At 68.0% G+C, this 13,009-nt stretch carries 11 protein-coding genes and 1 tRNA gene; 9 read left to right on the forward strand and 3 right to left on the reverse strand.

What is annotated here, in order from left to right:
- Positions 1-274: 274 nt before the first annotated feature.
- Positions 275-1,351 carry an alpha/beta fold hydrolase gene (locus tag LDL21_RS17400; RefSeq protein ID WP_225280969.1) on the reverse strand — a complete coding sequence of 359 codons (1,077 nt, stop codon included), beginning with the start codon at positions 1,349-1,351 and terminating at the stop codon, positions 275-277.
- Between the two features lie 205 nt (positions 1,352-1,556).
- Between LDL21_RS17400 and LDL21_RS17405 the strand changes: the two genes are divergently transcribed.
- The 6 genes from LDL21_RS17405 (at position 1,557) to LDL21_RS17430 (ending at position 8,031) form a co-directional block, all read left to right on the forward strand.
- Positions 1,557-2,747, forward strand: coding sequence for a lipid-transfer protein (locus LDL21_RS17405; protein WP_225280970.1), 1,191 nt, complete (start codon positions 1,557-1,559; stop codon positions 2,745-2,747).
- A 34-nt stretch (positions 2,748-2,781) separates the two neighbouring features.
- Entirely contained in the window at positions 2,782-3,222 is a 441-nt protein-coding gene (locus tag LDL21_RS17410; RefSeq protein ID WP_181697885.1) for a type II toxin-antitoxin system Rv0910 family toxin, read from the forward strand.
- Positions 3,219-4,097 (forward strand): MaoC/PaaZ C-terminal domain-containing protein, encoded by an 879-nt coding sequence (locus LDL21_RS17415; RefSeq protein WP_067486119.1) that lies wholly within the window; start codon positions 3,219-3,221, stop codon positions 4,095-4,097. Before LDL21_RS17410 ends, LDL21_RS17415 begins: the two co-directional genes overlap by 4 nt.
- 12 nt (positions 4,098-4,109) lie before the next feature.
- Positions 4,110-4,988: an SDR family oxidoreductase gene (locus LDL21_RS17420; RefSeq protein ID WP_225280971.1), complete on the forward strand. Its 879-nt coding sequence runs from the start codon at positions 4,110-4,112 to the stop codon at positions 4,986-4,988.
- A 2-nt stretch (positions 4,989-4,990) separates the two neighbouring features.
- The gene (locus tag LDL21_RS17425) at positions 4,991-7,201 is read left to right on the forward strand and encodes an acyl-CoA dehydrogenase family protein (protein WP_225280972.1); all 2,211 of its coding nucleotides are present in this window, start codon (positions 4,991-4,993) and stop codon (positions 7,199-7,201) included.
- A 119-nt stretch (positions 7,202-7,320) separates the two neighbouring features.
- On the forward strand, positions 7,321-8,031 hold the full coding sequence (locus LDL21_RS17430) for a TetR/AcrR family transcriptional regulator (RefSeq protein WP_225280973.1): 711 nt from the start codon (positions 7,321-7,323) through the stop codon (positions 8,029-8,031).
- Positions 8,032-8,177: 146 nt separating this feature from the next.
- On the opposite strand, the gene LDL21_RS17435 is transcribed toward LDL21_RS17430, so the two are convergent.
- Both LDL21_RS17435 and LDL21_RS17440 read right to left on the reverse strand, forming a co-directional pair.
- A complete protein-coding gene (locus LDL21_RS17435; RefSeq protein ID WP_225280974.1) occupies positions 8,178-8,546 on the reverse strand; it encodes a DUF732 domain-containing protein in 369 nt (122 codons plus the stop codon).
- 440 nt (positions 8,547-8,986) lie between these two features.
- Positions 8,987-9,060: transfer RNA gene (locus LDL21_RS17440), tRNA-Arg, on the reverse strand.
- A gap of 134 nt (positions 9,061-9,194) precedes the next feature.
- On the opposite strand from LDL21_RS17440, the gene LDL21_RS17445 reads away from it, so the two are divergent.
- From LDL21_RS17445 to LDL21_RS17455, 3 genes are all read left to right on the forward strand, one after another.
- Positions 9,195-11,276 carry a bifunctional copper resistance protein CopD/cytochrome c oxidase assembly protein gene (locus LDL21_RS17445; protein WP_225280975.1) on the forward strand — a complete coding sequence of 694 codons (2,082 nt, stop codon included), beginning with the start codon at positions 9,195-9,197 and terminating at the stop codon, positions 11,274-11,276.
- A gap of 68 nt (positions 11,277-11,344) precedes the next feature.
- Positions 11,345-12,247, forward strand: a complete 903-nt coding sequence (locus LDL21_RS17450) for a serine/threonine dehydratase (RefSeq protein WP_225281185.1) — start codon at positions 11,345-11,347, stop codon at positions 12,245-12,247.
- 128 nt (positions 12,248-12,375) lie between these two features.
- A complete protein-coding gene (locus LDL21_RS17455) occupies positions 12,376-12,945 on the forward strand; it encodes a single-stranded DNA-binding protein (protein ID WP_225280976.1) in 570 nt (189 codons plus the stop codon).
- Positions 12,946-13,009 lie beyond the last annotated feature (64 nt).

Below are 13,009 nucleotides of genomic sequence, written 5' to 3' on the forward strand. Positions count from 1 at the left end.
TCGGCGCACCGCGAGAACAATCCCCGCGTCCCCCTCCGCATTGCCCCGCACAATCAGTCAACTCTAGGCGGCAGAACCTTGAATCAGGACGAAAACGGCGTTGTTCGCCGATCGTTGTCAGTCCTTGGGGAACCCCGTCGCGAACAGGATCGCGATGGCGACCGAGCTGACCACAGAGATGGCGAGAATGATCCACATGGGGGGCAAGATTACCTGTCGCCCACACTTGACACGGCATCGGTCCGTCTCATCGCGGGCACTCGTGGCCGGACCGTCAGTGTGCGGTGGCACTCCGTGCCAAGAGTTCGTCCGTGTCGACGGTGGTCTCGGCGAGGAAGTCGGCGATCGCGGCCCAGCTGGTCGTGCGGGCGTCGGGGCCGGCGATGATGCCGAGGTGGCTGCCGTCGACTTCGACGAAGGTGACGGGGGCTCCGGTGAGGACATCGATTCCGGCGGCTACCGACGCGGCGGAGGCGAGGGTGTCGCGGTTTCCGCCGATCAGCAGTACCGGGACGGTGATCGCGGTCAGGTCGACGGCGTGTTGGGCGTTGAGATGCACCGTGCCGGTCCACATTTCGTTGCGGATGATGAGCTGGCGGTACACCTGCGAGTAGAAGCGCGCCGGGTAGCCCGGCATCGTGTCCATGAATCGGTCGACGGCCTGCATTCTGGCCAGGGATTCGGGGTCGTTGGCATGGCGCGCGATGTAGAGCGGTTTGGTCAGCTCGCGGTCGAGCGATTGGGCGCGGAAACCGATCCGAACGGCCTGTTTCGGGATGCCGCCGAGTAGGCGCACCGGCGTGGTGACGATCTTGGTCGGTGCGAGGCGGCCGAGCGACCTGGCCAGCGACATCGGCCCGTTGCGTCGTTGGTCGAACGGGGTACCGACCGCGGTCACCGACGCGACCGGGAGTTCGGGGTCGGCCGCGGTGGTCAACAGGCTGATGGTGCCGCCGAACGACCAGCCGATCACCTCGACCGGGGCGTAGCCGTGCTCGGCGCTGACCCGGCGGATCGCGTCGGGCACGATGTCGTCGACCCACTCCTCGAAGCCGAGATCACGGTCGGCGTAGGTGATCTCGCCGTAGTCGATGACGTACACCGCACGGCCGAGGCCGAGGAGGAACTCGACCAGGCTCTGGTCGGGCCGCAGGTCGTAGCACGAGATCGTGACCGCCAGCGGCGGGACAAGCAGGATCGGCTTGCCGACGGCTGGTGTGGTGCGGCGATAGCACCGCAGCCGCCGGTGGGGGTGGTTGTACACGTCGACCGACGGTGTCGGGGTGTAGGGCTCTATCCCCTCCCGGAACAAGGCGCCGATGTTGCGCACCGCGGTGCCCCATCCGACCATCGTCTTCCCTCCATCACTATGCCTGCGCTGACCTGGACATCGTGTCTCACTTACGCGATGAGCCGCAACTTTCCGTGGTGCGCACATCCGCGTGACCGGCGAATTCCCGGACTTCCAGGTATTGACTGGGACACGATGTCCAATATACCTTCCTGGTACACGTAGTCCCACGTACTTGGGATACGCGACACACAGGAGTGCGTACATGACACAGAAGGTGTTCGTCGTCGGCGTCGGCATGACGAAGTTCGAGAAGCCGGGCGCGCTGGAGTGGGATTACCCGGACATGGCCCGCGAGGCGGGCACCAAGGCGCTCGCCGATGCCGGAATCGACTACAACCAGGTCCAGCAGGCCTATGTCGGTTACGTCTACGGCGAGTCGACCGCCGGACAGCGCGCTGTCTACGAGCTGGGCATGACCGGCATCCCGGTGGTCAACGTCAACAACAACTGTTCCACCGGCTCGACCGCGCTCTACCTCGCCGCCCAGGCGATCCGCGGCGGCCTGGCCGACTGCACCCTGGCGCTCGGCTTCGAGAAGATGCAGAAGGGCTCGCTCGGCTCCACCTACGACGACCGCGAGCAGCCGATGATGCGGCACCTGCTGGCGCTGGCCGAACTGCAGGAGTTCGCCATGCCGCCCGCGCCGTACATGTTCGGCGCCGCGGGCAAAGAGCACATGGAGCGCTACGGCACCACCGCCGAGCAGTTCGCCAAGATCGGCGTGAAGAACCACAAGCACTCGGTGAACAACCCCTACGCGCAGTTCCAGAAGGAATACAGCCTGGAAGAAGTGCTGGCCGCCAAGCAGATCTACGGCCCGCTCACCAAGCTGCAGTGCTCACCGACCTCCGACGGCTCGGGCGCGGTGATCCTGGCGAGCGAGGCCTTCGTCGACAAGCACAACCTCGCCGACCAGGCGATCGAGATGGTCGGGCAGTCGATGGTCACCGACCTCGAGACCACCTTCTCCACCAAGAGCGCGATCAACCTGGTCGGCGCCGACATGTCGCGCACCGCCGCCGAAGCGGTCTACGCCCAGGCCGGGATCGGGCCCGAGGACGTCGACGTGATCGAGCTGCACGACTGCTTCTCCACCAACGAACTGCTCACCTACGAAGCGCTCGGCCTCTGCGCAGCGGGCGAAGGCGGACGTCTCGTCGACGACAACGCCACCACCTACGGCGGCAAGTGGGTCGTCAACCCCTCCGGTGGCCTCATCTCGAAGGGTCACCCGCTCGGCGCGACCGGTCTCGCCCAGTGCAGCGAACTCACCTGGCAGCTGCGCGGCACCGCCGACGCCCGTCAGGTCGACGGAGCGCGTATCGCCCTGCAACACAACATCGGTCTCGGTGGCGCGGTCGTAGTCACCGCCTACCGCCCGGCCAACCGCTGATTTCCGCCACCAATCTCAACGAGGAGTAACCCCCATGGCATCTGTGACCGTTTCCACCGACCTTCCCGTCACCCCCGAGCAGGCCTGGGCGCGGCTGAGCGACCTGGCGAACTGGGAGGAGTGGCTGACCATCCACCAGGGCTGGCGTTCGGACCTGCCCGCCGAGCTGACCGCAGGCGCGCGCTTCATCGAGGTCGTGTCGGTGATGAACATGGCCAACAAGATCGAGTGGACGGTGGCCGAGGTCGACCCGAACAAGTACCTCAAGATCACCGGTACCGGCATGGCGGGTGTCACCGTGGAATTCGCGCTGAAGGTCGAGCCGACCGCCACCGGTTCCTCCGCCGCCTTCGACGCCTCGTTCAAGGGCACCATGATCGTCGGCCCGATCGGCAAGGCCGTCGCCAAGAACGCCGAGGCGGATCTGAAGGAGTCGATGGCCAAGTTCACCGAGCTCGTCGGGTCCGCGGCGTGAGCAGCGCCGACGCGACCACGGCCGGAGTCGTCTTCGACGGCTCCGGCCTGGGGGAATGGACCGACGAGGAGCGTTTCTCGGTCACCGCCGAGCGGATCGCCGAATACGCTGCCGCGACCAATGATCCGATCGCGGCCCACCGCAACGGCGAAGTCGCGCCGCCGGTGTTCGCGGTGGTTCCGGTGTTCACGTCGATGGCGCCCGCCGCGCTGTCGGTGGCGCCGGTGGAATTGCTGATGAAGCTGGTGCACGGTGAGCAGGACTTTCTGTTCCACCGCCCGATCCGGCCCGGCGACGAACTGGTCGTGCGGGCCAAGCCGATCGGGTACGTCGGCAAGCCCAACGGGTCCACCGTCGTCGTCTACGCCGAAACCCGTGACGCGGCAGGCGAACTCGTCAACGAGCAGTGGATGACCGCGTTCTTCCGCAAGGTCGACGCGGGCCCCGGCGAAGGCGAGGCCGCACCGGAGCACCGCATCACCGACGCCGACCGCGCGGGCGAGCCTGCCGCACAGGTCACCGCGCAGATCGACAAGGATCAGACCTTCCGGTACTCGCCGGCCTCCGGCGATCCGATGCCGATCCACCTCGACGACGAGATCGCGCAGATGGCGGGGCTGCCCGGCATCATCAACCACGGCCTGTGCACCATGGCCTTCACCTCCTGGGCGGCGCTGACCGAGCTCGCCGACAGCGAGACCGCGCGCCTGCGCCGACTCGCCGTGCGCTTCGCCAAGCCCGTCCTGCCGGGCCAGGAGATCACCACCACCTTCTGGCCGACCGGGTCCGCCGACTCCGGTGTGCGTGCCTACGCCTTCGAGACCGAAGCCGCGGGGCAGATCGCCATCACCGACGGCCGCGTCGAATTCAATTAGGAGACAAGACTTATGGGAAAGCTTGATGGTCGCGTCGCGGTGATCACCGGTGCCGGTCGCGGTATCGGTCGCGAACACGCGCTGCTGTTCGCCCGCGAGGGTGCCAAGGTCGTGGTCAACGATCTCGGCGGCGCCAACGACGGCACCGGCACCGATGCCGGGCCCGCCCAGCAGGTGGTCGACGAGATCGTCGCCGCGGGCGGGCAGGCCGTGGCCAACACCGACAACATCGCCACCTGGGAGGGCGCGAAAGCCCTTGTCGACCAGGCGGTCAGCGAGTACGGCTCGCTCGACGTACTGGTCAACAACGCGGGCATCCTGCGCGACGCGTTCATCGCGAGCATGGAGGAATCCCAGTGGGATGCGGTCATCGCCGTGCACCTCAAGGGCCACGCCGCCACCCTGCACCACGCCGCCGCGTACTGGAAGGCGCAGACCAAGGCCGGTAACCCGGTCTCCGCGTCGGTGATCAACACCGCCTCGGCGTCGGGCACCTTCATGCCGAACGCGGGCCAGGGCAACTACGGCGCCGCCAAGGCGGGCATCGCCGCGCTGACGCTGGTCGCCGCCGACGAGCTCGAGCGCTACGGCGTGCGGGTGAACGCGATCGCCCCGATCGCCCGCACCCGGCTCACCCTGGCCACCCCCGGCATGGGCGCGCTGTTCGCCGCCGAGGTGCCCGAGGGCGAGTTCGACCCGTTCTCTCCGGCCAACATCTCCCCGCTGGTCGCGCACCTGGCCGAGGCCGACTGCCCGCTCACCGGCAAGGTGTTCGCGGTGCAGGGCGGCGCCATCATCGAACTCGGCGGCTGGCACGACGTGCGAACCGTCGAGACCGACGGCCCGTGGACCATCGACGGTGTCGCCGCGCAGCTGAAGGAGACCAGCTAGCCATGGCGCGCAACAGCTATGAGCTCGGCGTCGGCGTGAGCGAGGACCACCTGGCCCTCGCCGACGCGGTGAGCGGATTCGTCGAGCGCACCATCACCAGCGAAACCGTCCGTGCGGCAGTAGAATCCACCGACGCCGGGAAGCTGCCCTACTGGGACTCCCTCGTCGCGCAGGATCTGCTCAGCCTGCACATCGCCGAGGACCTCGGTGGACAGGGCGCGGGCCTGCTGACGCTGGCCGTCGCCCTCGAGCCGCTCGGCCGCGGCCTGCACACCGGACCGTTCGTGCCGACGGCACTGGCGAGTGCGGTGCTCGCACAGGACGGGGGAGCGTGGGCGCGTGCCCAGCTGCCCGGTCTCGCCGACGGCTCGCGGACCGGTGCGGTCGCGCTGTCGTCGTCGTTGACCGGTGTGCTGCGCGACGGCGTGCTGATCGTCGACGGGACGGCCGACGGTGTCGTCGGGGCGTTGTCGGCGGATGTGCTCATCGCGCCGGTCACCGTCGACGGTGACCGGCAGTGGGTCGCGTTCGACAATGTCGAGCTGAGCGTGAGCACCCAGGACAACGTCGACGTGCTGCGTTGCGCCGGGCGGCTGCAGGCGGAAGCCGTCGAGGTGCCCGCCGAGCGGGTGCTCACGGTGACCTCGACCCGGGTGCGCTCGGTGGCGGCGGTCGTGCTCGGCGCCGAGGCCGTCGGCGTGATGTCGTGGTGTGTCTCGACCGCGGCGGAGTACGCCAAGACCCGCGTGCAGTTCGGTCGCCCGATCGGGCAGTTCCAGGGTGTGAAGCACAAGTGCGCGCACATGGGTATCGCCCTGGAGAAGGCGCGCGCCGTGCTGTGGGATGCCGCCTACGCTCTCGATCGCGACGACGACACCGCCGACTACGCGGCCGCGATCGCCGCGCTGATCATTCCCGACGCCGCCGTCGAGGTGGCCCAGGACTGCATCCAGGTGCACGGCGGCATCGGCTTCACCTGGGAACACGACGCGCACCTGTACTACCGGCGCGCGCTCGCGTTGCGCGGTCAGCTGGGTGGGCGCGACGAACGGGCCGAGGCGGTCGCGGGGTACGCCTTGTCGGGGGTCACCCTCTCGAACGAACTGGAACTGCCCGAGGAAGCAGAGCAGATCCGGGCGGGCATCCGGGCCGAACTGGCCGAGATCGCGGCCATCGACGACGAGGACGACCAGCTCGTCGCGCTCGGCGACGGCGGCTGGAACCTGCCACACCTGCCCCGCCCGTACGGCCGTTCGGCCTCGCCGCTCGAGCAGGTGGTGATCTCGCAGGAGATCAAGGCCTCCGGTATCGCGATGCCGCAGTTGCTGATGGGCACCTGGGCGGTCGGCGCCATCGTCCCGCACGGTGACGAGCGGCAGAAGCGTGAACTTGTCGTGCCGACGCTGCGCGGTGAGCTCGTGTGGTGCCAGCTGTTCAGCGAACCGGGCGCCGGATCCGACCTGGCGAGCCTGACCACGAAGGCCGTCAAGGTCGACGGTGGCTGGCGGGTCACCGGCCAGAAGATCTGGACCACGGTCGCGCAGTTCGCGCAGTGGGCGATGCTGATCGCCCGCACCAGCCCGGACAAGCCGAAGCACGAGGGCATCACCTATTTCGTGCTCGACATGTCGAGCCCGGGCATCACGGTGCGTCCGCTGCGGGAGATGACCGGGTCGGCGCTGTTCAACGAGGTGTTCCTCGACGACGTGTTCATCCCGGACGAGAACGTGGTCGGCGCCGTCGACGACGGCTGGCACGTGGCCCGCACGACCCTGGCGGGCGAGCGGGTGGCGCTGAGCCAGAAGATGGAGGCCTACGCCACCGACACCGACCTGCTGCGGTTCGCGATCGGCCGCGATCTGTCGCCGGTGGCCCGCTACCGGGTGGGCGAGCTGATGGCCGAGAGCCGGGCGGTGGACGTGATCGGTTCCCGGGTGGTGCTCAAGCAGCTGTCCGGCATCGATGTCTCCACCACCTCGAGCGTCGGCAAGCTGCTCGGTATGGGTCTGGGACAGGCGATCTCGGAGTTCATCGTCGCCGAACTCGGTGTCGCCGGTGTCGTCTCGGTGCCCGGCGAGCGTAGCGATCACGCGATGGAACAGCTCATCGCCGGTCGCGCCACCACCATCTACGGTGGCACGACCGAGGTGCAGCTCAATGTCATCGGCGAGCGCATGCTCGGGCTGCCGCGCGACGCGGCGCCGAGCGCGTAACCATGCCGATCGGTCTGCTGTCCGGCTGTCATCACGTGACGGCCGGGCAGCACCTGCGCTGCGTCGATGCCCTTTTCGCGGGCAAATCCACGTCCGACCTCGCGGTGTAGGGTCCGACTGTGCCGAATCTGGAATCCGCCGCGCCCGCTACCTCGTCCGATGGTCGATCGCAGCGGTGGGACGGGCACAAGGCCGAACGACGTGACCAGATCCTGGCCGCCGCCGTCGTCGCCATCCGCGAGGACGGCGCGCGGGTCGGCGTCAAGGACATCGCCGCACGCGCAGGCGTCCCACGCTCGGTGGTCTATCGCCTCTTCGGCGACCGCGACGACCTCGACGAACAGGTCCGCATCCGCATCATCTCCGAATTGATGACACGGCTGACCCCCGTCCTCAACCCGGAGGGAACCGTCGGCGACGCAGTTACCAGGGCCGTCGAAACCTATATCGGCTGGATCGTCACTAATCCTCATCTGCACCGATTCCTGGCCGCCGGTTCGAAACGGGTCGTCGGCAGCTCCCCGTCGGTCTCCGACGCCCGCACAGCCGTCGCGGTGCAGACCGCCCGCCTCTTCGCGATCAGCATCGCCCGCCACGGTGGGACAACCGAGGTCGCCGAGCCCTTGGCCTTCGGTCTCGTCGGCATGGTCGACAACTCGGTCAACCGCTGGCTCAGCCGCGGCATGCAACCACTTACCGCCGACGAACTGTCACGCGTCCTACAACGCTGGATCGTCAACACGATCGCCGTCACCCTGGCCGACCTCGGCGTCGCCGTCGACGCCCAAACCCCGGTCGCCGACCTCTTCGGCCCCGACCAGGACAACTGAGAAGCCGACAACGGCCCTGGTGAGAATGGCGGTACGCCGACCCCGAGAACGAGAATCGAGCCCGGGAGGCGGTCCGGTTTTGCACGCCGGGCCTGCTCGTCCGGTGGGTACCCGAATGTCCGGCTGACCACGCACCAGTTGAGCCTTTACTCCCCGAACGACGCTTTGAATTCGGGACAATAGGACTCGATACCCAACGCGATCAAATGTGCGGCGTCATCCTGGCTCAGATTGGTCTTGATTTCGACTTTCTGCACAATTCGGGCCAGCTCGAAGGGATCGAGATTTGCGGGGTCGCCGGTCGATGCTGTCAAATCAGCGCACGAATTCTTGGCTTGCAATCGTGCCTGGTCGGGGTCGACCTGAAGGTTTCGCTCGGAGATCGCCTTGTCGAACCGTTCATCTGCATCAGAACTGCTGTCGCTGCTGCTACAGCCTGCCACGAGGGAAACTGCTGTCATGGCGGCAAGTGTGGATGCACACAATGCCTTGTAGGTCGGGTGATTGATCGTCATCGTGGTCTCCGTCGGTATCCCGCCCTATTCTGTTTGTCGCACTTGTTCTGCCTCTGTTACGTGAGGGGTCGCGCAACATGGTCTTGATTCCGATCGACTCGCCAGAACCTGCCACGACGGCATGTCGTATTTGTCAGTGCACCCGCCCATCGGCGCGGTATTTCAGTGTGGCGCCAGGATTGCTGCAACCGCAGGATCGGTGTTGTGAGCCTCTGGAAATACCGACTGGTGGGAAGGAGCCGGCATCCCTGGATGGGGCCGACGCAGCCAGGGGCCTGTTCGGTTACGGCAGCTCGTCCGCGAAGCTTTGAGACCTTGTCTGAGTAGTCCAGATCCGGCCCACGTCAGGGACTGTTTGCAGGTTCCTACCTACTGGTGCATCGAGCTCGAAGGTCAAGAAAGCCCCTGACCCGCGAATGTGCAGGTCAGGGGCTATTTTGCGCCCCCGGCAGGAATCGAACCTGCGACCTAGGGATTAGAAGGCCCTTGCTCTATCCAACTGAGCTACGGAGGCAGACGCATTCACCTTTGTCGATGTCGGCGTCGGTGTCCAGCGCGAAAAGTATAGCGACCGACCGGGTGGTGGGCGGGGTTGGGAGCGGCGCCCCATGGGCGCGTGGGGGAGCAGGTCGAACTACCCTCGTTGACATGTCGTTATCGCAAGACCCCTCCGCAGGAACCGTCGGCGACGGCGCTGGACCGGCGGAGACGGATCGGGCGGCCGCGACGGGCAGCAGTTCCTCGGCGGGTGGCCGGGCGTTCGGTGCGCTCGGGGTGATCGCCGGGGCGATGGCCGCGGCGGTCGCGGCGATCGTGGTCGCGTTGTCGGCGGCGCAGGCGCTGAGTCTGCTGGGGATTCCCGATCCCGGTGCGCTCACCACGTACGGGTTGCCCGCGTTGCGGGCACTCGCCGACCTGTCCGCCGCCGTGACGGTCGGCTCCCTGCTGTTCGCGGCGTTCCTGCTGCCGCCGAAAGACAGCGGGTTGCTCGAGGCCGGTGGGTACCGGGCGGTGCGACGGGCCTCGGACGCGGCGATCGTCTGGGCGGTGTGCGCGGCGTTGCTCGTGCCGCTGACGGTGTCGGATACGACGGGTCAGCCGGTGGGTTCGATCTGGCGGCCCGAAGTGCTGTGGCCGGTGATCGCCCAGGTCGAGGTGGCGGGCGCCTGGCGAACGACCACCGTGCTCGCCCTCGTCCTCGCGATCGGATGCCGACTGGCCTTGCGCTGGAGCTGGACGCCGATCCTGCTCGCGCTCGCGATCGGCACCATGATGCCGTTGGCCTTGACCGGGCACTCGTCCTCGGGCGGTTCGCACGACGTGGCGACCAACTCGCTCATCCTGCACATGATCTCGGCCGCGGTGTGGGTCGGTGGGCTGGTCGCGGTACTCGCCCACGCGATGCGCGGCGGCGCCGATACCGATGTCGCCGCCCGGCGTTTCTCGCTGGCCGCGACCGTCGCGATCGTTGTCATCGCGCTCAGCGGTGTGATCAACGCCTGGGTTCGGGTGCCGGCCGCCGAGCTGTTCACCACCACGTACGGCAGGCTCGTGCTCGCCAAAACGGCGGCACTCGTGCTGCTCGCGGGCCTCGGCTTCCTGCAGCGACGGTCGGCATTGCCGGCGCTGGCCGCCGACGCGCGCGATCGGGCGGCGCTGATCCGGTTCGCCGGCGTGGAGATGCTGATCTTCGCCGCCACGATCGGCCTCGCCGTGGGCCTCGGGCGCACCCCACCTCCGCCACCGACGTCCATCCCCACGCCGACGGAAGTGGAACTGGGCTACACCGTCGACGGCCCGCCGACCGTCGGCAGGCTGCTGTTCGACTGGCGGTTCGACCTGATCTTCGGCACCCTCGCCATCGTGCTCGCCGCCCTCTACCTGCTCGGTGTGTACCGGCTGCGCACCCGCGGCGACGCCTGGCCGCTCGGCCGGACCATCGCCTGGTGCAGCGGCTGCCTCGTGCTGTTGCTCGCCACCTCCTCGGGCGTCGGCCGGTACGCACCCGCCATGTTCAGCGTGCACATGGGCGCGCACATGGCGTTGTCGATGCTCGCACCGATCCTGCTCGCCCTCGGCGGTGCGGTGACCCTCGCCCTGCGCGCGCTCACGCCGGCAGGTCGCGGCGGGATTCCCGGCCCGCGCGAATGGATCCTCGCGGCCGTGCACAACCCGGTCTCGCGGTTCCTCACCCAGCCGGTGGTCGCGTCGGTGATCTTCGTGGCCGGGTTCTACGCGCTCTACCTCGGTGGGATCTTCGACGCCACCGTCGATTCGCACGCGGCGCACCTGATGATGAACGCGCACTTCCTCATCAGCGGTTATCTGTTCTACTGGGTGGTGATCGGCATCGATCCCAAACCGCGTGAGGTGGCGCCGTTGACCAAGCTGGCCATGGTGTTCGGCACCCTGCCGTTCCACGCCTTCTTCGGTATCGCTCTGATGAGCATGACGACCGTCCTCGGTGGCTGGTTCTACCGCACCCTCGACCTGGGCTGGAATATCGACCTGCTGGCCGACCAGCGCAACGGTGGCAGCTTCGCCTGGGCAAGCGGTGAGGTGCCGCTGGTCGTGGTGATGCTGGCGCTGCTGATCCAGTGGTCACGCAGCGATCAGCGGCTCGCCAAGCGCACCGATCGCGCGGCCGACCGCGACAACGACGCCGAACTCAACGCCTACAACGCGATGTACGCCGAGCTGGCGCGTCGCGACCGCGAGGTGCGTCCGTGACCGAATGCGGTACACCGGCGAGCCAGACGAGTCGACCGGTCGGGACGCCGCGTGTGCTGCGGACCGATGTGCGGACGGCTCGGCGCCGATTATCGGGGCGGGTGCGTAAGACACCGGTGTTCCACACCAGCGTCGACGGGCCCGACGGACCGGTTCCGGTGTCGTTGAAGATGGAATTCCTGCAGCACGGCGGCACCTTCAAGGTGCGTGGCGCGTTCAACGCGCTGCTGGCCGAGGAATCTGCCGGGCACGTTGTGGTCGCCTCGGGTGGCAACGCCGGGATCGCGTTCGCGCTGGCAGCGGCGCAGCTCGGTAAGGAATGCACGGTCGTCGTGCCCGAATCCGCACCGCACACGAAGGTCGCGGCCATGTGGGCGCACGGTGCGGAGGTGCTCTGGCACGGGGCGACCTTCGCCGAAGCCGAGCGCCACGCGGTGACCCTGGCGGCCGAACGCGGCGCCGGGCACCTGCGCGCCGACGACATTCCCGCGGTGGTGGCGGGCGCGGGCATCATCGGTCTCGAGCTGGAGGAACAGGTGCGTGGGCGGCCGCCGGTGCTGGCAGCCGTTGGATGCGGCGGGCTGATCGCCGGGCTCGGGGCCGCGCTCGGCAGGCGACGTCAGATCGTCGGGGTGGAATCCGAGCACACGCCCGCACTGTCGGCCGCGCTCGCGGCGGGCAGGCCGGTCGACGTCGCCGCGCCGTCCCCGGGCGACGAGCCGATGTGCGCGACCCGGGTCGGCGATATCGCCTACGACATCGCCAGTCGACAGCAGATGCGGGCCCTCGGCGTGGCCGACGACGCGGTGACCCGTGCGCGCGAATACCTGTGGCGCGAATTCCGGGTCGTCGTCGAACTCGAGGGCGCGTCCGCGCTGGCAGCGGTGCAGAGCGGGGCCTACACCCCGGAGCCGGGCGTGCGGCCGATCGTGGTGCTGTGCGGGGCGAACACCGAACTGCCCATGCTCTGACACGGCGGATATCCACAACCCGAGAAGTTGTCCCCAGATATCGGCGGTGCCGGATCGGCGGTGCCTGCCTGCGCCATCCTTGAATGGTCAGAGCAACAACACCGAATGTCTGAGCGGGGGCGGTTTCGATGTACGAGGCGAATGCGACGGTGATCGGCACGGTGGTCAACCATCCCGTGCGGCGGGATCTGGCCAACGGGGAGCAGGTGGTGTCGTTCCGGATGGCGAGCACGGCACGCCGGTTCGATCCGAGCGCGGGCGAATGGGTGGATGCGGGCACGCTCTATCTCACGGTCAGCTGCTGGCGCAGATTGGTCGCCGGGGTCGACCGATCACTGCGCCGGGGCGATCCGGTGATCGCCTACGGTCAGCTGCGCTCGCACGAATACCGGGGCAAGGACGGCGGCGAACGTCGTGATCTGGAAATGCGCGCTGTCGCGGTGGGACCCGATCTCGGCCGGTGCAGTGCCACCATCCAGCGACGATCGGAGGCGGCGCGGTTCACCCCGCACGTGGTACGGAATATTCCGGGCGATCAGGGCGCTGTAGTGTCGGCTGCCGCACCGCCGGGGGCGGAGGGCGAGTATGCGCCCGAGGACCGTTCTGCCGTAGCCTCTACGTCCGCGGCGGATTCCCTCCCGGCGCGATCGCCGGACGAGATGCCGATCGAAGGCATTCCCGCGCAGGTCGACGCCTGAGGGCAGGTCCGCGGCACCGGCCCCCGCTCCGCATCGCACCCCTGTTACCCGCACCGATAGGCTT

This window comes from Nocardia rosealba, assembly GCF_020216065.1.
Taxonomy (GTDB): Bacteria; Actinomycetota; Actinomycetes; order Mycobacteriales; family Mycobacteriaceae; genus Nocardia; species Nocardia rosealba.

Coding starts and splice junctions, on each gene's coding strand:
- LDL21_RS17400 (WP_225280969.1), bottom strand. CDS start 1,351: ATGGTCGGATGGGGCACCGCGGTGCGCAACATCGGCGCCTTGTTCCGG.
- LDL21_RS17405 (WP_225280970.1), top strand. CDS start 1,557: ATGACACAGAAGGTGTTCGTCGTCGGCGTCGGCATGACGAAGTTCGAG.
- LDL21_RS17410 (WP_181697885.1), top strand. CDS start 2,782: ATGGCATCTGTGACCGTTTCCACCGACCTTCCCGTCACCCCCGAGCAG.
- LDL21_RS17420 (WP_225280971.1), top strand. CDS start 4,110: ATGGGAAAGCTTGATGGTCGCGTCGCGGTGATCACCGGTGCCGGTCGC.
- LDL21_RS17425 (WP_225280972.1), top strand. CDS start 4,991: ATGGCGCGCAACAGCTATGAGCTCGGCGTCGGCGTGAGCGAGGACCAC.
- LDL21_RS17435 (WP_225280974.1), bottom strand. CDS start 8,546: ATGACGATCAATCACCCGACCTACAAGGCATTGTGTGCATCCACACTT.
- LDL21_RS17445 (WP_225280975.1), top strand. CDS start 9,195: ATGTCGTTATCGCAAGACCCCTCCGCAGGAACCGTCGGCGACGGCGCT.
- LDL21_RS17455 (WP_225280976.1), top strand. CDS start 12,376: ATGTACGAGGCGAATGCGACGGTGATCGGCACGGTGGTCAACCATCCC.